This is a genomic window from Roseibium sp. (genome assembly GCF_965233565.1).
In the GTDB taxonomy this organism is placed as follows: domain Bacteria; phylum Pseudomonadota; class Alphaproteobacteria; order Rhizobiales; family Stappiaceae; genus Roseibium.
Genome location: NZ_OZ247494.1, coordinates 4,915,137 through 4,937,923, shown reverse-complemented (window position 1 = coordinate 4,937,923; position 22,787 = coordinate 4,915,137). Strand labels below are relative to the sequence as shown.

At 60.4% G+C, this 22,787-nt stretch carries 19 protein-coding genes; 4 read left to right on the top strand and 15 right to left on the bottom strand.

The annotated features are described in order from the left end of the window. Positions 1-233 precede the first annotated feature (233 nt). A complete protein-coding gene (locus ACO6TG_RS22575; RefSeq protein WP_422375247.1) occupies positions 234-461 on the bottom strand; it encodes a DUF1127 domain-containing protein in 228 nt (75 codons plus the stop codon). 147 nt (positions 462-608) lie between these two features. On the opposite strand from ACO6TG_RS22575, the gene ACO6TG_RS22570 reads away from it, so the two are divergent. Together ACO6TG_RS22570 and ACO6TG_RS22565 are read left to right on the top strand one after the other, a co-directional pair. Beyond that, positions 609-1,055, top strand: a complete 447-nt coding sequence (locus tag ACO6TG_RS22570) for an Lrp/AsnC family transcriptional regulator (RefSeq protein WP_422375246.1) — start codon at positions 609-611, stop codon at positions 1,053-1,055. Between the two features lie 598 nt (positions 1,056-1,653). Continuing rightward, complete coding sequence (locus tag ACO6TG_RS22565; RefSeq protein WP_422375245.1) at positions 1,654-2,517, top strand: transporter substrate-binding domain-containing protein; 864 nt, start codon at positions 1,654-1,656, stop codon at positions 2,515-2,517. Positions 2,518-2,525: 8 nt separating this feature from the next. Here ACO6TG_RS22565 and ACO6TG_RS22560 read toward each other — a convergent pair whose 3' ends face one another. Next, positions 2,526-3,374, bottom strand: a complete 849-nt coding sequence (locus ACO6TG_RS22560; RefSeq protein ID WP_422378938.1) for a sterol desaturase family protein — start codon at positions 3,372-3,374, stop codon at positions 2,526-2,528. A gap of 116 nt (positions 3,375-3,490) precedes the next feature. Between ACO6TG_RS22560 and ACO6TG_RS22555 the strand changes: the two genes are divergently transcribed. Then, complete coding sequence (locus ACO6TG_RS22555; protein WP_422375244.1) at positions 3,491-4,135, top strand: alpha/beta family hydrolase; 645 nt, start codon at positions 3,491-3,493, stop codon at positions 4,133-4,135. A 15-nt stretch (positions 4,136-4,150) separates the two neighbouring features. Here ACO6TG_RS22555 and ACO6TG_RS22550 read toward each other — a convergent pair whose 3' ends face one another. The 5 genes from ACO6TG_RS22550 to ACO6TG_RS22530 form a co-directional block, all read right to left on the bottom strand. Next, positions 4,151-7,552: an efflux RND transporter permease subunit gene (locus ACO6TG_RS22550; RefSeq protein ID WP_422375243.1), complete on the bottom strand. Its 3,402-nt coding sequence runs from the start codon at positions 7,550-7,552 to the stop codon at positions 4,151-4,153. A gap of 11 nt (positions 7,553-7,563) precedes the next feature. Beyond that, positions 7,564-8,934: an efflux RND transporter periplasmic adaptor subunit gene (locus ACO6TG_RS22545; RefSeq protein WP_422375242.1), complete on the bottom strand. Its 1,371-nt coding sequence runs from the start codon at positions 8,932-8,934 to the stop codon at positions 7,564-7,566. 213 nt (positions 8,935-9,147) lie between these two features. Further along, positions 9,148-10,122, bottom strand: coding sequence for an Hsp33 family molecular chaperone (locus tag ACO6TG_RS22540; RefSeq protein ID WP_422375241.1), 975 nt, complete (start codon positions 10,120-10,122; stop codon positions 9,148-9,150). A gap of 12 nt (positions 10,123-10,134) precedes the next feature. Further along, on the bottom strand, positions 10,135-11,064 hold the full coding sequence (gene argF, locus ACO6TG_RS22535) for an ornithine carbamoyltransferase (RefSeq protein ID WP_422375240.1): 930 nt from the start codon (positions 11,062-11,064) through the stop codon (positions 10,135-10,137). Beyond that, the gene (locus tag ACO6TG_RS22530) at positions 11,061-12,260 is read right to left on the bottom strand and encodes an aspartate aminotransferase family protein (RefSeq protein ID WP_422375239.1); all 1,200 of its coding nucleotides are present in this window, start codon (positions 12,258-12,260) and stop codon (positions 11,061-11,063) included. Before ACO6TG_RS22530 ends, argF begins: the two co-directional genes overlap by 4 nt. 428 nt (positions 12,261-12,688) lie before the next feature. On the opposite strand from ACO6TG_RS22530, the gene ACO6TG_RS22525 reads away from it, so the two are divergent. Beyond that, positions 12,689-13,219 (top strand): GcrA family cell cycle regulator, encoded by a 531-nt coding sequence (locus tag ACO6TG_RS22525; RefSeq protein WP_094074290.1) that lies wholly within the window; start codon positions 12,689-12,691, stop codon positions 13,217-13,219. Positions 13,220-13,662: 443 nt separating this feature from the next. Here ACO6TG_RS22525 and phoB read toward each other — a convergent pair whose 3' ends face one another. The 8 genes from phoB to ACO6TG_RS22485 form a co-directional block, all read right to left on the bottom strand. Further along, positions 13,663-14,361, bottom strand: a complete 699-nt coding sequence (gene phoB, locus ACO6TG_RS22520) for a phosphate regulon transcriptional regulator PhoB (protein WP_094074289.1) — start codon at positions 14,359-14,361, stop codon at positions 13,663-13,665. Positions 14,362-14,441: 80 nt separating this feature from the next. Next, complete coding sequence (gene phoU / locus ACO6TG_RS22515; RefSeq protein ID WP_422375238.1) at positions 14,442-15,137, bottom strand: phosphate signaling complex protein PhoU; 696 nt, start codon at positions 15,135-15,137, stop codon at positions 14,442-14,444. A gap of 28 nt (positions 15,138-15,165) precedes the next feature. Next, the gene (gene pstB / locus ACO6TG_RS22510; protein WP_422378937.1) at positions 15,166-15,954 is read right to left on the bottom strand and encodes a phosphate ABC transporter ATP-binding protein PstB; all 789 of its coding nucleotides are present in this window, start codon (positions 15,952-15,954) and stop codon (positions 15,166-15,168) included. 20 nt (positions 15,955-15,974) lie between these two features. Further along, positions 15,975-17,324, bottom strand: coding sequence for a phosphate ABC transporter permease PstA (gene pstA, locus ACO6TG_RS22505; protein WP_422375237.1), 1,350 nt, complete (start codon positions 17,322-17,324; stop codon positions 15,975-15,977). Beyond that, positions 17,324-18,796 carry a phosphate ABC transporter permease subunit PstC gene (pstC, locus tag ACO6TG_RS22500; RefSeq protein ID WP_422375236.1) on the bottom strand — a complete coding sequence of 491 codons (1,473 nt, stop codon included), beginning with the start codon at positions 18,794-18,796 and terminating at the stop codon, positions 17,324-17,326. The genes pstA and pstC overlap by 1 nt, the downstream gene beginning before the upstream one ends. Before the next feature lie 80 nt (positions 18,797-18,876). Beyond that, positions 18,877-19,914, bottom strand: coding sequence for a substrate-binding domain-containing protein (locus ACO6TG_RS22495; RefSeq protein WP_422375235.1), 1,038 nt, complete (start codon positions 19,912-19,914; stop codon positions 18,877-18,879). A 316-nt stretch (positions 19,915-20,230) separates the two neighbouring features. After that, positions 20,231-21,232, bottom strand: coding sequence for a substrate-binding domain-containing protein (locus ACO6TG_RS22490; RefSeq protein ID WP_422378936.1), 1,002 nt, complete (start codon positions 21,230-21,232; stop codon positions 20,231-20,233). A gap of 118 nt (positions 21,233-21,350) precedes the next feature. After that, positions 21,351-22,703, bottom strand: a complete 1,353-nt coding sequence (locus tag ACO6TG_RS22485) for an ATP-binding protein (RefSeq protein WP_422375234.1) — start codon at positions 22,701-22,703, stop codon at positions 21,351-21,353. Between the last annotated feature and the right edge of the window lie 84 nt (positions 22,704-22,787).

The following is a 22,787-nucleotide window of genomic DNA, read 5'->3' as shown; positions in this document are numbered from 1 at the left end:
TATACGCAAGAAACGCAAACAATAATATGTCAACACATAGAACCGCGATAAAGACTTTCGTACTCAGCATCTGACCTCACATTCGTTCAATGTTTTCCCCGTTGCCCCGCGGAATACCTAAGACAAAAAACAGTTTAAGTCTTCTCTGAATGCTTAGCACAATGCCGACACGCTCGACATTTTGACACGAAAAGAGATCTTTGCGCTGAACTCGCAACTCCATGAACGAGTGTCTACCGCCACCCCTCCCCCACCGGCGGCCTCCCTGGCACATCCGCCCGGGTCAGCCCGATATCTTCCAGAAGGTAATCCGGCAATTCGGACAGGTGCGCGCGGTCGCGGCGACGGCGCAGCAGGCGGGTGAGGGTTTCAAGGAAGTGCCTGAATGATCCCGCACTCCGGACGCTCCTGGGGGCCGTTGTTACAGTGAGAAGTCTCGGGGTCAGGGTCTGGTCGGACATGGTCTTGCTCCTTCTTGGATCGATGCAACAAGCCTATGTGGAGTCGCCGCGAACGGTGCGCAATTTTCTTGCAATCGAGAAAAGGTCTCGCAAATTTCTCCATCATCCGATAATTTTTCGCATCACTCGCAATCGGAACCCGAATTCATGGATCTTGACGATTTCGATCATCAGCTGTTGCGGCTGCTCAGTCTGGATGCGCGCCAGACCGGCAAAGCGTTGTCGGAGAAGGTGGGCCTGTCGCCGGCGGCCTGCCTGCGCCGGGTGCAGCGGCTTCGGGAGGTCGGCGCCATCCGGAAGGAAATCGCCGTTCTGGCGCCGGAAGTAACCGGGACCACCGTCACCCTTCTGGCCATGCTGGAAATGGTGCGCGGTCAGCCGGAGCGGAACGCACGCGCCCGCGAAAAGCTGCTGAAGCTGCCGGAAGTCAAGAAGCTCTACCACGTCACCGGCAAGGCCGATCTCGTGCTCACCATCGAATGCGCCTCCATGGAAGCCTATGCCGCGTTCACCGAACGGCATTTTTATGCCGAAGAGATCAAGGGCTTCGACACGATCGTTGTCCTGCGCTCCTATGATCCCGAGGTGGCGTAGTCTCCTGGCGCCATGTCTACACTCACTGGCGTCACCCCGGACAAGCGCAGCGCGATCCGAGCTCCACTCGCAGCGCAACGTGCTGATGCCATGGGTGTTTTGCAGCACCGCCTCCCACCGGTTTCATAGCTCTGGAAGCGAGTGGGTCCCGGATCAAGTCCGGGATGACACTGAGGGGAAGGCAGCGCTCCGGGGCCTGGCCCAAGGACCGTATTCGTCTCCTCTCTGGTGTCACCCCGGGCGAGCTTTGCGAGACCCGGGGCCTGCTCGAAGAGCAGCTTGCCGACGCCATGAGTGTATTGCAGCACAGCCTCCGACCAGTTCGATTGCTCTGGAAGCGAGTGGGTCCCGGATCAAGTCCGGGATGACACTGAGGGAAAGCTGAGTTCAGAGATTTCACGCAGCATGGGTGCCCTTCGCATGACAGCCTGTTCGCGTGCAAGAAACACCTGTGACACGGAGATCCGGATCAGACGACGCGTTTGTCTCTTCGGGTCGCATCGGGCTGACAAGCCCCGCCTGTTCGCGATAGTCTTGGAGCAACGAATCCCGGCTCGCTGGAACCGGGCCTGATCAGACACGGAACGGACCCGGCCGCGTGCCCATTTCTCGAGCTCTTTTCACCTTTCGCAAGCAACTGGTTGGCGGATTGCTGGCCCTTCTCCTGAGCGTGCCGGGACAGGGCGCGTTTGCCCAGGAGCCGGATGTGCGCGTGCCGAATTTCTGGGACCCGAAGGCCGTTCATGACCGGCCGACCTCCATTCCGGACCGGATCCAGTTCCTGGCGATCGACCGCTATCCGCCGTTTGTCTTCCGCGACCCGCAAGGCCGCCTGACCGGCTTCAATGTCGATCTGGCCCGCGCGCTCTGCCAGGAGCTCGGCAGTTCCTGTGCGCTCAGGCTGAAGCTGTTCGACGTCTTGATCAAGGCGCTGGACGAGGAAGAAGGCGACGCGATCATTGCCGGTCTTTCCCGCAACCGGCCCGGTGCGGGACAGCTCAATTTCACCGAGGACTATCTGAAACTGCCCGCCCGCTTCGTGGTGCTGACCGACGATCTGGAGAGCTTCGACGAACAGGCGCTAGGCGGCAGGAAAATCGCGGTGGAGGCAGGGTCCCGTTTCGAAGCCTTTGCCGAGCGTTTTTTCCCCGATGCGGAGACCGTCGACTTTGAAACCGCGCAGGACGCACGCGACGCCCTGAAGGCGGGCGAAGTGGATGCCCATTTCGGCGACGGGCTCAGCCTGTCCTTCTGGCTGCCGAGCGAGGCGGCGGAAAACTGTTGCAGCTTTGCCGGAGGCCCCTGGCTGGAGCCGGGATACTTCGATGAAGGCATGGCGATTGCCACCCGCGCCGATGACCCGGAGCGGGCCGCCGCCCTCACCTATGCCCTGCGCCAGTTGCACCAGAAGGGCATCTACCGCGAACTCTATCTGCGCTATTTCCCGCAAAGCTTCTATTGAACAGGGGCTCAGCTGTCTGTTGATGCGCCCCGTGCATCATCCCCTTGCCGTTTCTGTTCGTTGCTATTCACGAACGGGATCATCAGGCTGAAGGGGAAGGAATGGGCTCTGGGTGTCAGGGACGGGCCGAGACCGATCTCCATGCCGTCATGACCCTTTTCGGGGTCATGTGTGTAGGTCCCGAAGAGGCGGTCCCAGACGGAGAGATAGAAGCCGTAATTGCTGTCGGTCTCCCGCTGGATCACCGAATGGTGGATCCGGTGCATGTCCGGCGTGACGATCAGCCAGCGCAGCATCCGGTCGGCGCGTTCCGGGATACGGATGTTGGCATGGCCGAAGACCGCCGAGCCGTTCAGGACAATCTCGAAGACCAGCACCGCCTCCCACGGCCCGCCAAGCGCGACGATCACCGCGCCCTTCCAGACAAAGGACAGCAGGATTTCGATCGGGTGGAAACGCAGGGCCGTTGTCGCATCGACCTCGCTGTCGGCGTGGTGCACCCGGTGCAGCCGCCAGAAAATCGGCACCTTGTGAGAGACCAGGTGCTGGAACCAGACGGCCAGGTCAAGCAGCAGGAAGGTCATCAGGCCGGCAAGCCCGCCGGACCAGCCGGCAAGACCGAAGAGGCCCCAGCCCTTTTCCTGCGCCAGAAGGGCGAGGCCAACACCACCGATCGGAAAGATCAGCCGCACCAGCGTGGCATCCAGAACGATCAGGCCCCAATTGGTGGGCCAGCGTTTCAGACGGCCGTTCCTGAGGCCCCGGCGCGGCAGCCAGACTTCCAGGAGCGCCATGACAAGAAAGATGCCGCCAAAGCAGGCCATGCGCAGCTGGTTGATATCGATCTGGTCAAACATTACCGAAATCCGGTGGTCCTTGTCGAAGCCGCTTGCCATTCAGATGGCGCTTCTTTACGGCAGATGAAACCATATCCTTCTATACAGTTCCTGCCTCTGCGACAGATCACATCACCATGACCGCCTTTTTATGGACCCGTCCCGACACCGACCCGGCTGCAACCCTGCTGCTGGCCCATGGCGCCGGAGCGCCGATGGATTCCACCTTCATGGAGAAGCTGGCCACGGCGCTTGCTGCCGAAGGGATCGCTGTCGCCCGCTTTGAATTTGCCTATATGGCCGGCCGGCGGACGGGTGGCCCGAAAAAGCCGCCGCCACGCGCAGACAAGCTGATCGGCGAGTTCCAGACCGCCCTGCAGGCCCTGATGAACGAGAGCGACGGCCCCTTGCTGGTCGGCGGCAAATCGATGGGCGGCCGCGTGGCTGCGATGCTGGCCGGCGGCGGCTCCCTGCCCGGCCGCGTCAAGGGCGTTGCCTGTTTCGGCTATCCGTTTCACCCGACCGGCAAACCGGACGCCGACTGGCGCCTGGCGCCGCTGGAAGACGCCAAACGGCCGGTACAGATCCTGCAAGGGGATCGCGACCCGTTCGGTTCACGCGCCGAGATCGAGGCCATCACAGTGCCGGATCATGTGGCGCTGACCTATCTGGAAGACGGCAATCACGATTTCGGCCCGCGCGGCAAGTCGCCAGCAACGCTCGACGGCAACATCAGGCAAGCGGCAAAGGCAACCGCTTCTTTTGCCAAGCGCCTCGGCTGATCCCTCGGCCAGCGTTTATTCGGCAGGCGTCAGATCCCGGCCAGCGGACCGCAGAGCTTCGGGCGGCGGCCGGCGCCGCAGCCTGACCAGACTGCCGAGGTCATCGCCGATCTTGATCAGAGCCGGCACCAGCACCAGAACGAGGGCCGTCGCCGTGCCGAGGCCGAAGACGATGGTTATCGCCATCGGTAACAGAAACTGGGCCTGCAGGCTGGTTTCGAACATCAGCGGCAAGAGACCGCCAATTGTCGTCAGCGAGGTCAGCAGCACGGCGCGCAGGCGGTCGCAGCTGGACCCGACGGCGGCGGAGTTCAGATCCTCGCCTGTCTTGCGGCGTTCCTCGAACCGGGCGACCAGAATGATCGAGTTGTTGACCAGAATGCCGGCGAGGCCCAGCAGTCCGATCATGCTGAGGATGGTCAGGTTGAAGCCCATCACCCAGTGACCGACGATCGCCCCGACAATGCCGAAGGGGATGATCGACATCACCACGATAGGCCGCGAATAGCTGGAAAAGATCGCCGCCAGGATGATGTAGATGCCGACAACCGCCAGCATGACCCCGGTCAGGAGATCAGAGAACGCATTGGACTGCTCTTCCGCCCGGCCGGCAAAGGAATAGTCCAGACCATAGCGGTCGGCGAGGCTCGGCAGGAAGTCCTTGCTGAGTTCGGCGATGATCTCCGTGTTGGACGTGACCGTGCTGTCGACGTCGGCCACCACGGAGACAATCGTCCGGCCGTCGCGCCTCAGGATGACGGAAAAACCCTGATCGTCCGTCAGCCTGACAACTTCGGTCAGCGGGATGAAGTCCCCAGCCGGGGTCTTCAGGGACAGTTGCCGGAGCGCGGCGGTGCCGTCCTGATCGAAAACCTGCTTGACGCGGACCGCAACTTCCTCGTCACCTTCGGCAAAGCGCCGGGCAATATTGCCTTCAAAGGCGTTGCGGATCTGACGGGCGGCGCTTTCCACCGTGAACCCGAGCGCGTGGCCGCGCGGGGTCAGCTCGACCACCAGTTCCGGCTTGCCATAGGGCAGATCGTCCTCGACACCGCTGGTGCCCGGGAAGCCGGAAAGCTCCTGCTGCAGTTCCTGGGCGGCCGCTTTCAGCTCGTTCAACGGCGCACCGGTGAGACGCACATCCAGATCGCGCCCGGGAGGTCCGCCCCGGCGCTCTGCAATGGCGATCCGCGACGTACCCGGAATTTCCGGCAAGGCAGCCCGCCAGGCGCGGACGATATCGGGCGTGCGGATCGTTCGGTCTTCGGAACGGCTGAGCTGTACGGTGATGTTGGCGACATTGTCGCCGCGATTGTTGCCGGCCTTGCCGAGCGTGGCATAGGTGGCGACCACCAGCTCCTGATCGGTGCCGTCCGTCAGCTGCGCCTCGGCCTGGGTCAGGGCGTCCTCAATCCTGAAGATGCCGGCAATGGCCTCGTCCTCGGGAATGCCGGCATGGAAGAAGATCGAGGCTGTCAGGTTTTCCGCTTCTGGCGACGGGAAGAAGGTGAAGCCGACCCGGCCTCCCCGCACGAGGCCAACGGCCAGGATCATCGCGGCAACCGCCACGGCCAGGGTGACATAGCGCCAGTTGACGGCCGCGGTCACGAAGGCTCGGAAGGGGAAGTCACGAACCCAGCCAAACCCTGCATCGAAGCCCCGGCGGAACCAGCCCGGACGCTCATAGGCACCGCGGCGCTTCTTGGACCGGCGCAGCGCCATCAGCAGCGTCTCGAAGCCGACGGCCAAGAGAAAAAAGGCCAGGATGATCACCAGTTCGAACGGCACGAGACCAACCGTATCCCTGAAAGCCCGCAACGGGTCGTCGATCAGGTCGAAATAGGGCGGCACGGACATGTCCGGCTGGGACACCAGCGCCGTCACGAAAATCGCCGGGATCGCGGCCAGGATGACGACGCGCCACCAGCTCCAGCCCGGGCGGTTCTCCATTGCATGGGAGAGATGTCCGGGCAGGACCAGGAAACACTCGATCAGCGAGGCAATCACGACGGCAACGACAACCACGGGAAGCGTACCCATGATCTGGCCAAGCACGTCGCTCACCAGCAGGATCGGCAAAAACGCGGCGATGGTGGTCAGGCTGGCGGCAAAGATCGGCGCCAGCATCGTGGTTGCACCATTGACCGCCGCATCGCCCGGGCTGTCCCCCAGACTGCGCCGGGTCGCCGTGTGTTCGCCGACGACAATGGCATCATCGACAATCACGCCCAGCATCATGATCAGCGCGAACAGCGAGATCATGTTGATGCTTTCGCCCATCAGCCACATGATCCCGACCGTTGCCATCATGGCGACCGGAATGCCGGCGGCCACCCAGAAGGCGATCCGAGCATTCAGGAACAGGAACAGGATGCCGACAACCAGCACCAGACCCGACAGGCCGTTTTCCAGCAACAGGGTGATGCGGCCCTCAACGGCATCCGCACGCACGTCATATTTCAGGACCTCAAGACTTTGCGGCAGCTGCGGCGTGATTTCCGCCAGATAGTCGTCGACGATCTTAGCGGCCTTGATCGTGTCGGTCTTTTCCGTGCGCAGGATCTGCAGTTCCACCGCCCGCTCACCGCCGGAGAAACCCTGGTTCTCGCTGGAATCAAAGTCCCGGACGACCGTGCCGATGTCTTTCACCAGCGTCTTCTCGCCCGATGCGAAGGCCTTGACCTCCACCCGCCCGACCGCATCGGGCGAGCGTTCCTCCGAAAGCGCCCGGATCTGCCGCTCCACAGCCCCGTCGAGATTGCCCGCCGGCAGATCGATCGTGTTGCCGGCGATCTGGCTGGAAACGTCGGCAATGGTCAGGTCGAGACGGCGCAGTTCGCGCTCCGGGATCTCGACCAGGTATTCCGGAGACCGGTAGCCATAAAGTTCGACCTTGTCGATGCCGCGCGCCAGTAGGTCGTCACGCATCTGACGTGCAAACACTTTCAAGGCCTGTTCGGTGAAGGGACCGCGCAGGGCCAGCGTCGCGACGCCATCGGTGAAGGTCGAGGCGGCCACGACCGGTGTTTCGGAATCCACCGGCAGTGTCGTGACACCGGCAACGGCCTGTTCCACATCGGACAGCGCCTGCTGCATGTTGGTGCCTTCAACAAAATTCATCTGAACAGAGGCGCTGCCTTCGCGGCCATAAGAGACGATTTCGTCGAGCCCATCGATGAAACGCAGTTCCGGTTCAATCACTTCCAGAATGTTGGAGGCGACGTCTTCGGCGCTGGCGCCCGGCCAGGAAATCGAAACCGCGATCCGGTCGGTCTTGATGGTCGGAAAGAACTGGGTGTTGAGCTTGGCAAAACCATAGACGCCAAAGAGCACCATGACGGCCATGATCAGATTGGCCGCATTGGCATGGCGGACCAGCAGTTCGAGAAAGCCGCGGGATTTGTTGCCGATATCCATGGAACGCCCCGTTACTCGGCCGTGGCCGCGCTGTTGGCAATATCCCTTACCAGGAGGCCTTCACCGGCTTCCGGAATGCGGGTGGTCAAAAGCGTCTCCCCGTTTTCCAAAGCGCCCGTGACAAGAATGAAACCGTCATCGATGGCGAGCGAAGTCACGTCGCGCGGCTCCAGCCGGCTGTCGGTGACGACATAAACCGTGCCGCCGCCATAATAGGCCGTTTCCGGAACCCGGAAGCTTTGCGGATAGACCCGGTCGGACAGCGCCACTTCGACAAAAGCCCCGGGGCGCAAGGGAATATCGACGCCGGTCGTATCGATCTGGGCAATCAGGTCAACCCCGCCCCGGTTGCTGGCGACATCTGCGCCGATGCGGGTCACCGTTGCCGGAAAGGTGACGGGTTCATTGCCCAGATACCAGGTCACCTCGACCGGACGTCCGACCACTGTGCCGGTCTCCGCCAGGAGACGGCCATACTGGTTGTCGGAGAGCGTGAAACGGACTTCGAAGGCGTCGCTGTCATAAAGCGAGACGATGGCGTCATTGACGCTGACCAGCCGGCCAAGTTCGGCGGCTTCAGATCGCACGATGGCATCGAAGGGCGCGGTCAGGATAGTGTTTTCAAGCTGCCGCTGCGCGTTCTGCAGGCGCCATTCCAGGCGCTTGATGGCTGCGGTCTGCTGATCGACCCTGGCCGCTTCCAGCGCGAGCGTATTCTGGGATTGCTCAAGAGACTGCTGGCGCTGCGAGACGATCAGCTTGCGGTCATCCAGCGTCCTCTCGGTGACGGCGCCCTTGCCGAGCAGATCTTCTGCGCGTTGCAAATCCCGCTGAGCAAATTCCAGCTGCTCCCGGGCACGCACCATATTGGCCTTTTCCAGTTCGACCCGGCCTTCGCTTTCGACAAGGGCAGCGCGCGCTTCGGCCAGATTGGCTTCCGCCTCGGTCACCGCACCTTCGTAGTCGAACCGGTCGATGGCCACCAGGACGTCCCCCTGTTTGACCGCACCACCGGCCTTCAGGTTCGGATGGACCTCGATGACCTCGCCGGCAACCAGGGCCCGAAGTTCAACCTCCCGGCCCGCCATGGTTTCCCCGAAGACGTTGATCCGAGGTGCGTGGTCGGCGCGTGCAACGGAGATCGTCTCAACCGCGTAGCTCTTTTCCTGGATGGGACGCTTGGGCACGTCGGGCTTTGACGCAACCAGTGCATTCATGCCTTTGACGGCCCCGAAAAGGATGGCAAAGGCGAGCAATACCTGCAGCATCGCCTTGAAGACAAGCAGCACCCGTCCGCTTCTCCTGGTTTCCTCAGACTGCGGCGGCGGCAGGACTTCGGAAACGGGCTGTTGGCCGGACTCTTTCTGTAAGGACTGCAACATCTCTGCTCACAAGGCGTTTCGGGCTGTGCCTGGAGTCTGTCCTTTGAACTCCGGACATGCTCCTGCGTACGACGATAGATTTACTTCGCGCTGCAAAATTCAAGCCCGGCTTACCTTTCAAGGTGGTTTAAGGCACGCCGAAAAATGTAACAGGATGTTTCCGGCGGCGACAATTGCGACCGCCGGTTACTTTTTTGGGGCTGAAATGACAGATCAGCGATCGAATTCGTAGCGGCTGCTGCAGAATTCGCAGGTGACGACAATCTTGCCGTCCATCGTCATATGCTCGATTTCCTCGGCACTGAAGCCGGCCAGAACACTTTCGATCTTCTCGCGAGAACAGCTGCACTTGTCGGCCAGCGGCTGTGGTTCGAACAGGCGCACGCCCCGCTCATGGAAGAGGCGGAAAAGAAGCATCTCGACGCTGACTTCAGGGTCGGTCAGCTCGATATCCTTCACCGTTTCAACAAGCACCTTGGCTTCCACCCAGGCATCGTCTTCCTCGACTTCGTGAGGCACGGCACCTTCCGGCGCGTCTCCCGGATCGAGATCAGCCTGCTTGGCACGCTCCGGTGCTTCGGGCAGGAACTGAACCAGAATGCCGCCGGCCGTCCAGGATTTGACCGGTCCTTCGCCTTCCTTGCGGGTAAACAGTTCCCCGACACTCAACCGCACTTCGGTCGGGATCTGTTCGGAACGCTCGAAATAGCGTCGCGCGACTTCTTCCAGTGAAATGCCGTCAAGTTCCACCAGGCCCTGATAGCGCTGCATGTGGCGTCCCTGGTCGATCGTCATCGCCAGGTGCCCGCGACCCAGGAGAGTTTCCTGGGTTGCCTTGCCCCCCGCCACCAGTTCTTCGACCAGCTCGCGGTCGAACGTGGCGCAGGCCCGGATGGCATCCGGGGTCGAAAAGTCGACCACCAGCATGGAGACCGGACCATCGGTCTGGGTCTGCAGTGTGAACCGGCCATCAAATTTGAGCGATGTGCCCAGAAGGCTGGTCAGGACAATGGCTTCGGCCAGAAGCCTGGAGACCGGCTCGGGGTAATCGTGCCGGCTGATGATGTTTTCCAGAACGGGTCCGAGCGCGACCGCCCGGCCGCGCACATCAAGGGCTTCAACGGCGAAAGGCCGGACTGCATCCAGTCCGGCCGGCGTGATGCCCAGGTCATCAAGATTGAGTGCCACGATGGCTTTGCCTTAAGCTGCGCCGAAACACCAGGCCAGAATACCCTTCTGGGCATGGAGCCGGTTTTCGGCTTCGTCAAACACAACGGAATTGGGACCGTCCATGACCTCCGAGGTGACTTCCTCACCCCGGTGAGCCGGCAGACAGTGCATGAACAGGGCATCCCCGTTCGCTTCCGCCATCAGCCGTTCATTGACCTGATAGGCGCTCAGAAGGTTGTGACGCGTTTCCGTGTCATCGTCCCCCATGGACACCCAGCAGTCGGTGACGACACAGTCGGTCCCCTTGACGGCCTCATATGGGTCTGTTGTGACCTGAATGGAACCACCCTTGGCGCGGGCAGCGTCAACCAGGTCCTGTGGCGGCGCCAGTTCACCCGGCGTAGCAATGCGCAATTCGAAGTCGAACCGCGGAGCCGCGTGGATCCAGGACGCCAGAACGTTGTTACTGTCGCCGGTCCAGGCAACGCTCTTGCCGGCAATGGAACCGCGATGCTCCTCGAAAGTCAGAAGGTCAGCCATGATCTGACACGGATGCGACAGCTTGGTCAGACCGTTGATCACCGGCACGGTTGCCGCCTCGGCCAGTTCCCTGAGATCATTGTGATCAAGGATGCGGATCATGATGGCATCGACAAAACGGGACAGAACACGCGCCGTGTCCGCGATGGTCTCCCCGCGGCCGAGCTGCATCTCCGCGCCCGTCAGCATCAGCGTTTCACCGCCGAGCTCGCGCATGCCGACATCGAAAGAGATGCGGGTTCGGGTCGAAGGCTGCTCGAAGATCATGGCAAGCACCTTGCCCGCCAGCGGACCGACGCCGCGATGAACGCCGTTGCGTTCCGCCTTAATCTTGCGGCTGGTCGCCAGAATGGCACGCAGGTCGTCGCCTTCAAAATCGGTCAGGTCCAGAAAATTCCGGTAGGATCCGTTCGCGGTCATTCGGCCGCTCCTTCCACCAATTTGGCTTCAACCGCTTCGGCCGCCTGTTCCAGGCGCTCCACGGCCAGCGCTATTTCATCTTCGGTCATGGTCAGCGGCGGCATGATGCGCACCACATTGTCGCCGGCCGGCACGGCCAGAAGACCGGCCTCGCGGGCCGCCCCGACAAAGTCACCTGCCGGAACCACGCATTTGAGGCCCAGCATCAAGCCGTTGCCGCGCACCTGGTCCAGCACCTTTGGATGGCCGTCGACGAGACCCGCCAGCTTCTGTTTGAAGCTGAGACCCTTTTTCTGGACATCCGCGAGAAATCCGTCCTCCAGGACCACATCCAGAACCGCATTGCCGACGGCCATGGCGAGCGGATTGCCGCCAAAAGTCGTGCCGTGGGTTCCCGGTGCCAGCGCCGCGGCCGTTTCGGCGGTTGCGAGACAGGCGCCCATCGGGAAGCCGCCGCCGATGCCCTTGGCGATCGCCATCAGGTCCGGTTCGACATCCGTCCATTGATGCGCAAACAGCTTGCCCGTGCGGCCAACACCAGTCTGAATCTCGTCAAGGATCAGCAAGAGACCATTGTCGTCGCACAGCTTGCGCACGGCCCGCAGGAAATCGGTCGGGATTTCGCGAATGCCGCCCTCACCCTGGATCGGTTCAAGACAGATTGCAGCCGTTTGCGGACCGATGGCCGCCTTCAGGGCTTCCAGGTCGTTGGCGGGCACCTGGTCGAAGCCGGGCGCCTTGGGGCCGAACCCTTCCAGGTATTTCGCCTGACCACCGGCAGCAATGGTCGCAATGGTCCGGCCGTGGAAAGCACCTTCGAAGGTGATGATGTGAAAGCGTTCAGGCTGGCCCTTGTCATACTGGTAACGACGCGCGCATTTGATCGCCGCTTCCATGGCCTCGGCGCCCGAGTTCACGAACAGGACCTTTTCGGCAAATGTCGCCTCGCACAGACGCTGCGCCAGCCGTTCCCCTTCCGGGATCTGGTGCAGGTTGGAAATGTGCCAGAGCTTGGAAGCCTGGTCCTGGAGGGCTTGCACCAGATGCGGATGGCTGTGGCCGAGAGAATTGACCGCGATGCCGGAACCGCAATCGAGGAATCGTCGGCCGTCTTTCGTGACAAGCCAGACACCTTCCCCGTGATCGAAAGACAGGTTCGATCTTGCGTAATTTCCGAATAGTGCAGTCGCGGACATAACCTCTTTTATCTCCTCAAGAACGCCCAAATGGCCCCAACGTCACCTTGACGCGGGACCGGCACCTTGTCAGATGCGTTCGGGCCAAAACGCAACGTGCCGCCCGATGAGGCGGCACGCAGCGGAAGTCTTATACACCGCCCCCACCATGGACTGTCAATGGAAATGCCGCTCCAGGGTCGCCGAGGACAGATTTCGTAAAAGTCTCAAGGGCATCGCTTATTTGGGGAAAAGTCCCTTCATCCCCAACTGGTTTGGGTCAAACGGTTGCCTGATAAATTAACGTTATTGTAACCTCTGGGACATCGAACACGAGATCTCGTGCGGCAAATCACTTAGAGGCACTAGATATGCCATACTTAGGCATGCATACGCATGCTTAACACGGGGTTAATGGCCGCAAGGCGGTCAAATAAAAGGGTGCGGCAATGAGTTGGACAAACGAACGGGTCGAGCTTCTCAAGAAGCTTTGGAGCGAAGGCTTGAGCGCAAGCCAGATCGCAGGCGAGCTGGGTGGTGTGACCCGAAACGCCGTGATCGGCAAAGTGCATCGCCTTGGCCTGTCCGGTCGCGCGAAATCCTCTTCGTCCAGCGCCAAGCCGCGCCGGCCGCGGACGGCCGCTCCCAGCAGCGCCGCCCCCAAGAAGCCGACGCAGCAGCCGCAGAGCATTGGCGCAACGGCCCTGAAAGCCGATATTACGCCAGCTCCGGTTGTTGAAGCCAAGCCGGAAATCGAACCGATTGCCGATGTGGTGCCGATCTCCCAGCGGGCAACGATCCTGACGCTTACCGAGCGGACCTGCAAATGGCCGATCGGCGATCCGGCGACCGACGACTTCTATTTCTGCGGCCGCCAGTCCGAAGCCGGTGTCCCCTATTGCACCTACCACTGCAAGATCGCTTACCAGCCGGTCGCCGACCGTCGGCGTGACCGCAAGGTGGTCGCAAAGGCCGGATAACGGCAACGCCTCAAAGGTCTGCCCTTATTGAAAGCCCGCCAATCGGCGGGCTTTTTCTTAATGCGGTTTTTGGCGGCAGGAAGCGGCCGTTTCCGCCATCGTCGTGCCATGGCTAGTCCATGGCATCCCTGCCAGGGCCTGTGGCCAACGCATGGCCCTGCGCAACCGGATCGTCCTGGCGTGGCTTGCCGGATCACGTCCGGCAATGACGGAGTTGAGGATGGGTTCCCTGTCATGACCTTCCTTTCGTCACTTCGGCCAAGCAACGCGCGTGCCGGGCCCTGGGAGGCCCAGCGTTTGTCCGTGAACAAATTAGGGAGAAACCGGAAGCTCGCCGGCCCTGGATCTCCGCTTCGCTGCGTCCGAAATGACGATGGATAGAAACATCAAATAAAAAGCCCGCCAAGGGCGGGCTTTTAGATGTCTTGCTCCACGGTCAGCGCTCAGGCGCTGGCCGAGAACTGGTCATTGAAGGCGTAGCCGGCGCCGCGCACCGTGCGGATCGGGTCCTTGGCCTTGCCCCGGTTGAGCGCCTTGCGGAGCCGGCCGACATGTACATCCACGGTGCGTTCATCCACATAGACATCATGGCCCCAGACACCGTCGAGCAGCTGCTCGCGCGAGAACACGCGGCCAGGCGACGTCATCAGGAATTCCAGAAGCCGAAATTCGGTCGGACCAAGATGGATTTCCTTGGTGTTGCGACGGACACGGTGCGTTTCCCGATCGAGCTCGATGTCGCCGGACCGCAGCATGGTCGACACCACTTCCGGGCTAGCCCTGCGCAGGATGGCGCGCACGCGTGCCATCAGTTCCGGAACGGAAAAAGGCTTTACCACATAGTCGTCGGCACCGGTTGACAGGCCCCGGATGCGCTCGGCCTCTTCGCCGCGGGCTGTCAGCATGATGACCGGCAGACGCTCGGTATCTTCTCGCGCGCGCAGACGGCGGCAGAGTTCAATACCGGACAGGCCCGGCAACATCCAGTCGAGCAGAAGCAGGTCGGGCAGGCTTTCCCGCAGGCGGATTTCGGCCTCGTCCCCACGGACACACGATTCAACCGCATATCCTTCGGCTTCCAGATTGTATCTCAACAGAAGGCTGAGGGGTTCTTCGTCTTCAACGATGAGCACCTTCGGCATGCATTCGCTCCAATTTCAGCAACCGGCGCAGGGTGAAGGTTGTTGCGCCGGTCGGATCGCTACCGCGACAGGTGTCGAAACTAGGCCGCGCCCGTCTCGTCCACCTTGGCGCGTTCTTCCGGCAGACGTTCACCGGTCACCATGTAAAAGACGTTTTCCGCGATGTTGGTCGCGTGGTCACCGATACGCTCGATGTTCTTGGCGCAGAACAGCAGATGGACGCACTGGGTGATGACCCGCGGGTCTTCCATCATGTAGGTCAGCAGCTCGCGGAACAGCGAGGTATAGATCGCATCCACTTCAGCATCGGCTTCCTGGACCTTGCGCGCCGTTTCCGCGTCCTTGCGGGTATAGGCGTCCAGAACCTGCTTCAGCTGCGACAACGCCAGTTCGGTCATGTGTTCCACACCAATGGCGAGTTTCTTGGACTGGAGATCGCTGTCGATGGCAATCACGCGCTTGGCAACGTTCTTGGCGAGGTCGCCGACCCGCTCCAGATCGTTGGCAATACGTGTTGCCGCGGTGACTTCACGCAGGTCCTGGCCCATCGGCTGACGGCGGGCAATGATCTCGATCAGCTTGACTTCGACTTCCTGGTGCAAAGCATCCAGGCGAACGTCGTTGGCAATGGTCGATTTGGCCAGGGCCAGATCCTGCGACACCAGCGCATGGACGGCATCCGCGAAGGCTTTTTCCGCCAGACCGCCCATTTCGGCGATCTTGCCGGCCATAGCCGTCAGTTCCTCGTCATAAGCCGAGACTGTATGTTCAGACATCCCGTGTCCCCTCGAATTCGGTAAGCGCTTAGCCGAAGCGGCCTGTGATGTAGTCCTGCGTACGCTTGTCTTTCGGATTGGTAAAGATGTCCTCGGTCGGACCTTCCTCAACCAGAATGCCAAGGTGGAAGAACGCGGTGCGCTGAGACACGCGTGCGGCCTGCTGCATGGAGTGGGTCACGATCACGATCGTGAAGTTTTCGCGCAGTTCGTCGATCAGTTCCTCGACCTTGGCCGTCGCGATCGGATCGAGCGCAGAACAAGGCTCATCCATCAGGATGACTTCCGGGCTGACCGCAATCGCACGCGCGATGCACAGGCGCTGCTGCTGCCCACCGGACATGCCGGTGCCCGGCTCGTCGAGACGGTTCTTCACTTCTTCCCAGAGACCGGCCTTCTGCAGGCTCGAGGCGACGATGTCGTCAAGCTCGGACTTGTTCTTGGCAAGGCCGTGAATGCGCGGACCGTAGGCGATGTTGTCGTAGATCGACTTCGGGAACGGGTTCGGCTTCTGGAACACCATGCCGACCTTGGCGCGCAGCTGCACCGGATCGACCTTGGGATCGTAGATGTCCTCGCCGTCGATCTTGATCGAACCTTCCACGCGGCAGATGTCGATCGTGTCATTCATGCGGTTGATGGTCCGCAGGAACGTCGACTTGCCACAGCCGGACGGACCGATGAAGGCGGTCACAGAGCGCGGCTGGATTTCAATGTCCACGTCCTTGATGGCGTGGGTATCGCCATAATAGACCTGCACCTTGCTTGCGGAAATCTTGCTGTCGGTCATGTTGTTTGCCCGTTCAGTATTGAGCATCTGGTTCATCGGTTCGTCCCTTACCAGCGGCGTTCAAATCTGCGGCGCAGGAGAACCGCAAGAATGTTCATTGTGAGGAGGAAAATCAAAAGAACGATGATCCCGCCCCATGCTTTTTCATAGAAGGCAAAGTCGGCACGCGCTGCCCAGGTGTAGATCTGGGCCGGCATCGCCGAGTTCGGCTCGATAAACCCGTCAACAAACCCATCCGGATAGCCACGGGCGACGAAGCCAACCATACCGATCAGGAGCAGCGGAGCGGTCTCGCCAAGGGCCTGCGCCAAGCCGATGATCGTGCCGGTCAGGATGCCCGGCATGGCCAGCGGCAGCACATGATGGAAGATCGCCTGCATCTTGGAGGCCCCGACGCCGAGCGCCGCATCGCGAATGCTCGGCGGTACGGCCTTGAGCGACGCACGGGTGGAGATGATGATGGTCGGCAATGTCATCAGGGTCAGCACGAGACCGCCGACGAGCGGTGCCGATTGCGGCAGGTGCATGAACTGGATGAAGACGGCCAGGCCAAGAATACCGAACACGATGGAGGGAACAGCCGCCAGGTTGGAGATGTTCACTTCGATGAGGTCGGTAAACTTGTTCTGCGGCGCGAATTCCTCAAGGTAGATGGATGCGGCCACACCGATCGGCAGCGACAGGAACAGCACCACCAGCATCATGAAGAAGGACCCGATGACGGCTGCGCCGATGCCGGCCCCGCCCGGGTTGTCCACGCCAGAGTCGGCGCCCGTGATGAAGTTCCAGTTGAACACCGTCTTGATCACGGAGGCCTCGACCAGCGTGTCGACCAGATCCAGGTCGGCTTTCATCAGGAAGCGGCTGTCGGTCATGTTGTCCCGGGTCACGCGGCCGTTCATATAGCCGTCCACCCTGGACGCCGCGGCCAGTTCGAACCGGACCGGCTGGCCCAGCTGTTCCGGATTGGCCTGGAAGAACGACCGGATGGTACCCCCCGGCTTGCCGACGATGCGTTCGATGGTTGCTGCATCGAACGGCACACTGACACCGCTCTCCTCCAGCTGTCCCTTCAGCGCCTCGATGAAGATCCCTTCATAGGCCTTGGTCTTGAAGAGCGTGCCTTCGGCTTTGTCGAACTGTTCCTGCGTGAGGGTGAAGTCGACTTCAACAACGGTCTTGGTGAAGGCCGGGATGCCCTCGGAAATGATCGCGTAGGCCAGCACCACCAGGAAGAACAGGCCAATGCCGATGGCCGTAATACCGTAAGCCTTGAACCGTTTTTCCGCTGCATTGCGCTTGCGGGTCAGGTCATCGAGCGCATACAGCGATTTCGGCTGTTTCGGCGCGCTGGCAGGGGTTTCGGACGTCGTGGGAGTAAGTGTCGTGTCGGTCATCAGTCATACTGCTCCCGGTACTTGCGCACGATGTAAAGCGCGACGATGTTCAGTCCCAGGGTGACAACGAAGAGTGTCATACCCAGCGCAAAGGCGACCAGAGCCACTGGAGATGCGAAATCCGCATCACCGGTCAGCTGACTGACGATCTTCGCCGTCACCGTGGTCATGGCTTCAAAGGGGTTGAGGCTCAACCGGGCAGCGGCCCCGGCGCCGAGCACCACGATCATGGTCTCGCCAATGGCGCGCGAGGCGGCCAGAAGGATCGCGCCGACAATGCCCGGCAGCGCGGCCGGCAGGATCACCTGTTTGACGGTTTCCGACTTGGTTGCACCAAGGCCATAGGAACCATCGCGCATCGCCTGAGGCACGGCGTTGATGATGTCGTCGGAGAGCGAGCTCACGAAGGGGATCAGCATGATGCCCATCACGAGACCGGCGGTCATGACGGCCGTACCCGCCTTCATGATGCCGAGACCGCCGTCACCGAAGACCGAGAGAAGCAGCGGGCCGACCGTGAGAAGAGCAAAGAGGCCGTAAACAATGGTCGGGATACCGGCCAGGATTTCCAGAAGCGGCTTGGCAATGGCGCGCACTTTGGGTCCGGCATATTCCGAGAGGTAAACGGCTGCGAACAATCCGATCGGCACTGCGACAGCGAGCGCGACAAGCGAAATGTAGAACGTGCCCCAGAGCAGTGGAATGATACCCAGCTCGGACGAGCCGCCACGGCCGGAGAAGCTCGGTGACCAGGTCAGGCCGAAGAAGAAGTCGGAGGCGGGGTAAAGGCGGAAGAATTCGGCTGTGTTGAAGACCAGCGACAGGACGATGCCGACAGTGGTCAGAATGGCAATCGAAGCCGCCGAGAGCAGAATGACGCGAACGCCTTTTTCAACGGTGTTCCGTGCCCGAAAATCCGCATTGGTCTCGCGAAGAGCCCATAGCGCGCCACCGATTGCGGCAAGGATCACCACGATCGACATGAAGAAATTGCCGGTCGCAACCTGGACACGATAGGCCTGCGCAGCCCGGAGGATCGGCTGCGTGATCTGCGAGGTGACGATCTGACCCGCATCTTTGAGGCGCGTCGTAACATCGTTGAAGTCGGCGCGGGCGTTGCGGGCGAAGTCTTCGTCCATAAGCCCCGAGGCAACCGCGTTGTCGAGGCCGCGCGCAGCGCGGCGAACTTCGGCGAGCACAAGACCGCGCGAAGATCCTTCAGCAATCGCGCTGTCCGGGATCATGCCGGAAATGCTGTTGTTGATAAAAAACGGCTGCGCAAGCAGCCAGACAATCAGGATCAGAAAGGCCGGGACCGCAGCTTTCATTGCCACGTTCGACCCGTAGTAAGAAGGAAGAGAATGCAGGTGTCGCATGTCTCCCCCGGCGCTGGCCAAGGCGCGCCCGCGCCCGACAACGTAGCCTACCACCGCAATGGCAAGCACGATCACAACGAGCCAGAACAAGGACATTGGGTCCCCCGAGTATTAATGTCCGGAAACAAAAAAGGGGGCGGCGGGATTTGCCGCCCCCGGATCGAGCCGGGGCTCGATTACTTCATGGTGTCTTCGTTGGCGACAGAAGCCTGGACAGCAGCCAGTTCCGGGTCGGAAACCAGGCCGTACTGAGCCAGCGGGCCCTGCGGACCAGCGATTTCGTCAGCGATGAAGAACTGAGCGTATTCTTTCAGGCCCGGGATCACGCCGATATGTGCCTTCTTGACGTAGAAGAACAGCGGACGGGAAACCGGATACTCGCCGGAAGCGATGGACTCGGTGGACGGAGCAACGTCGCTCATGGTGGCGACTTTCAACTTGTCCTGGTTGTTCTCGTAGAATGCCAGACCGAAGACGCCGATGCCGTTCGGGTTGCTGTCGATGCGAGCCAGGGTCTCGGTGTAGTCACCGTCGATGTCGGTGGACTTGCCGTCAGCGCGCACGTCGATGCAAGCATCTTCAGCGTCGTCTTCGGACATGCCAGCGTCCATCATGGCTTTCATGGCACCGGTGTGCTCACAGCCAACTGCCAGAACCTTCTCTTCGAAGACTTCACGGGTGCCGTGCTTGGTGCCCGGGATGAAGGCAGCAATTTCAACGTCCGGCAGAGCGGAGTTGAATTCGGACCACTTGGTGTACGGATTGTCGACGATTTTGCCGTCAACCAGAACCTTGGCAGCCAGACCGTTGAAGATGTCGTCCGGAGTGAAAGCGGTGAAAGCCGGGCCGTCTTTCTGGGAAGCAAACACGATCCCGTCGTAACCGATGCGGACTTCGATGATGTCCTTGACGCCGTTTTCAGCGCAAGCCTTGATCTCTTTTTCGCGGATCTTGCGGGAAGCGTTGGCAACGTCGATGGTGTTTTCGCCAACACCTTCGCAGAAGCGCTTCAGGCCAGCAGAAGAACCACCGGACTCAACCACCGGGGTCGGGAAATCGGTGTTTTCGCCGAAAGCTTCAGCAACGATGGAAGCGTAAGGCAGAACCGTGGAAGAACCAGCGACCTGGACCTGGTCGCGAGCCTGGGCTGCGCCAACGAATGCAGTGGAAGCAACGGCCAGGGCAGTTGCGCTAACGAGGGTCGTAAATTTCACTTGACCACTCCCTTTGAATGTCAAGGTTTCTAGATGGTCGCCATGCACGGATATGCATGGGCGATGCCGGGAACCTAGGCCCCGTGGATGAGAGTTCTATGACAGTTGTTTTTCAGTTTTGTGACAATTTAAGATTTTGAAAAATATGACAAATTTTCGCCGTCTTACGGTTTTGTGTCATCTTGAGGCGAAATATGTCACTTGTCAGGGCGCCTTGTGAATGTCGTCGCAGATATGCGCAATGATGACAGTGTTTCTTAAAAGACCGGTCTGCCAATCATCGCCGCATGATCGCATTCATTATCCGGCTAAGCACTTAGAGTTGCAGAGCATTGAGGGAAAGCGCCGCAGCGGCCTGCGTTTTGCGGGCTTCGGGCGCGAGTGGAATCAAGCCCTTGTCCGCCAAGTAACCGTCGTCACCCCAGGCAGCTTCATCGGTGAATGCTGCCACATAGTCTTCGATCCCGGGAATCACCCCGACATGTTCCTTCTTGATGTAGAAGAAAAGCGGCCGGGAAACCGGGTACTGGCCAGAGGCAATCTTTTCGAAGGTCGGTTCGACACCGTTCACGCTCACGCCCTGGATCTTGTCCAGGTTCCCTTTCAGGAAGGAATAGCCAAAAATTCCGACCGTGACGGGGCTGGCCTGCAAGGCACCGACGATCAGGTCATCGTTTTCGCCCGCTTCGACAAAACTGCCATCATGCCTGATCCGCGTGCATTGCTCATCGTTCAGGCCTCCGGTCATTTCGCAGCCTTCTTCCATGACGAGTTCCTCGAAGGCATCCCGCGTACCGGAGGTCGGCGGCGGACCGAGTACCTTGATCTTTTCCGCAGGCAACAGAGGATCGATGTCCGACCAGGTCACATGGGGATTGTTCACAAGAGAGTCTTGTCCGGGAAGTTTTTCAGCTAGTGCCTGGAAAATCTGCTCAAGCGTCAGGGATATCTTTTGCCCAGACCGGGAATTGGCGAGAACGATGCCGTCATAGCCGATCTCGACTTCGACCGGCGTCACACCGTTTGCCTTGCATGTCTCAAATTCTTCCGGCTTCATGCGGCGGGACGCGTTGGTGATATCTGGTGTGGCTGCGCCGGTTCCGCGGCAAAACAGGTCAAATCCACCACCGGTACCCGTCGATTCAACGATTGGATATTTCTGGCCCACCGCGCCGACTTTTTCAGCCACCGCCGTTGCAAAGGGAAAGACCGTCGAGGATCCAACGATCAGGAGCCGGTCTCGCGCTTCCGCAGTCGCAGGCGCCACACAGAAGAGGCCTCCCAAAATCGCAAGAATCGTCAATTTCTGTGTCACCAGGCTTCTCCTAAAAACTTTTCGCAACGCGGCAGAAATCAGTTTCGCCCCAATAAATCGGGCGGTTTGACATGAAATAGCAGTTTCGAGCGTCAGCTTTACGACACCTGGAGCCTGGAGTTCAGGCGGGCGTGACAACCGAAGCGGTTTCAGCACTTTCCGAAGCCGGTAGATTGATCTTGAACGTCGCCCCTTTGCCAGCTTCGCTTTCAACCTCCAGACGCCCACGGTGCCGTGTGAGAATATGCTTGACGATGGCAAGCCCAAGGCCGGTGCCCTTCATCGCGCGGCTCGATTCAACATCAACGCGATAGAAACGCTCCGTCAGGCGCGGAAGATGTTCCGGCGGAATGCCTGCGCCATAGTCGCGAACCGACATTTGCCAGGTGTGATCTTCCGCTTCGATCTGTTCGGCTAGTTCAACATCCACAAACTGCCCGTCATGTCCGTATTTCAGCGCGTTCTCGATCAGATTTTCCGTCACCTGAATCAGCTCGTCACGGTCTCCCTTGATCCGCACCGGCAGGTCCGGAAGGTGGACCCGGATTTCAACATCCAGATCTGCAGCCAGTGGCGAGAGCGCATCGGCGGTGTGGCGAATGATCTCTGCAAAATCGACTGTGCTTACCGGACGCACATGGGCTTTGAGCTCAATGCGTGACAGCGACAGGATATCGTCGATCAGCCGGCGCATACGTCCGGCCTGGTCCAACATGATAGACAGAAACCGGTCCTGAGCCTCCGGGTCGTTCCGGGCCGGACCCTGCAGAGTCTCGATAAAACCTGTCAGCGACGCGAGGGGCGTGCGCAATTCGTGACTTGCATTGGCAACGAAATCCGTCCGCATGCGCTCCAGCCGCCGATTTTCGGTCAGGTCCTGTATCACCACCAGTATGAAATCGGGCAGGCCTGGCATGCGATCCGGCACCGCATTGCCGGGCATGTAGATGGGCGCGATATGAGCCTCGTACCACGTCTCCGTCGGCACTTTCTCGATCCAGCTGATCCGTTCTGCCTCTCCGGTGGCACAGACCCGATCGAAAGCTTCCAGCAGAGACGGCGCCCTCAAGGAAAATGACAGGGGATCGCCGGGCTTGACACCTTCATATGTGACCTGGGCCTGCTGGTTCACATAACGTGTGATGCCGCGGCCATCGGCGACGAAGCAGGGCGTTGGCAAAGCATCCAGGGTGACCTTCATTCCCGTGCCCGGCCACATCCGCCGGATTTCCCGCTGCGCATTGAGTTTCACCCGCCGGCTGGCGGTTCTGCGTGGAATGAAACCGGCGACAACGCACAAGATCACCAGAAAGGCAAAGGCGCTTGACGAAGGAACGTCATAGAAGATGACGGCGGCAAGCGCCGCAAAAAGGGCCGCGAGCAAGAGCCACTTGGCCTCTCCAAGGCGTGTCAGTGGTGAGGCGGCCGGCTGCGGCTCCGGAGCCTGGTCGTTAGACGTCGACGGTTGTGTCATGGGTTCATGCGTAAACTATAACCAGCGGGATGCGCTTTCAGGGAAGTGCACTATTTCGACGCCTTAATAATTGCACAAGGCCGA

Excerpts from the sequence above, each read along its gene's own strand:
- ACO6TG_RS22575 (WP_422375247.1), bottom strand. The coding sequence starts at position 461 with ATGTCCGACCAGACCCTGACCCCGAGACTTCTCACTGTAACAACGGCC.
- ACO6TG_RS22570 (WP_422375246.1), top strand. The coding sequence starts at position 609 with ATGGATCTTGACGATTTCGATCATCAGCTGTTGCGGCTGCTCAGTCTG.
- ACO6TG_RS22560 (WP_422378938.1), bottom strand. The coding sequence starts at position 3,374 with ATGTTTGACCAGATCGATATCAACCAGCTGCGCATGGCCTGCTTTGGC.
- ACO6TG_RS22555 (WP_422375244.1), top strand. The coding sequence starts at position 3,491 with ATGACCGCCTTTTTATGGACCCGTCCCGACACCGACCCGGCTGCAACC.
- ACO6TG_RS22550 (WP_422375243.1), bottom strand. The coding sequence starts at position 7,552 with ATGGATATCGGCAACAAATCCCGCGGCTTTCTCGAACTGCTGGTCCGC.
- ACO6TG_RS22545 (WP_422375242.1), bottom strand. The coding sequence starts at position 8,934 with ATGTTGCAGTCCTTACAGAAAGAGTCCGGCCAACAGCCCGTTTCCGAA.
- argF (WP_422375240.1), bottom strand. The coding sequence starts at position 11,064 with ATGACCGCGAACGGATCCTACCGGAATTTTCTGGACCTGACCGATTTT.
- ACO6TG_RS22530 (WP_422375239.1), bottom strand. The coding sequence starts at position 12,260 with ATGTCCGCGACTGCACTATTCGGAAATTACGCAAGATCGAACCTGTCT.
- ACO6TG_RS22525 (WP_094074290.1), top strand. The coding sequence starts at position 12,689 with ATGAGTTGGACAAACGAACGGGTCGAGCTTCTCAAGAAGCTTTGGAGC.
- phoB (WP_094074289.1), bottom strand. The coding sequence starts at position 14,361 with ATGCCGAAGGTGCTCATCGTTGAAGACGAAGAACCCCTCAGCCTTCTG.
- phoU (WP_422375238.1), bottom strand. The coding sequence starts at position 15,137 with ATGTCTGAACATACAGTCTCGGCTTATGACGAGGAACTGACGGCTATG.
- pstB (WP_422378937.1), bottom strand. The coding sequence starts at position 15,954 with ATGCTCAATACTGAACGGGCAAACAACATGACCGACAGCAAGATTTCC.
- pstA (WP_422375237.1), bottom strand. The coding sequence starts at position 17,324 with ATGACCGACACGACACTTACTCCCACGACGTCCGAAACCCCTGCCAGC.
- pstC (WP_422375236.1), bottom strand. The coding sequence starts at position 18,796 with ATGTCCTTGTTCTGGCTCGTTGTGATCGTGCTTGCCATTGCGGTGGTA.
- ACO6TG_RS22485 (WP_422375234.1), bottom strand. The coding sequence starts at position 22,703 with ATGACACAACCGTCGACGTCTAACGACCAGGCTCCGGAGCCGCAGCCG.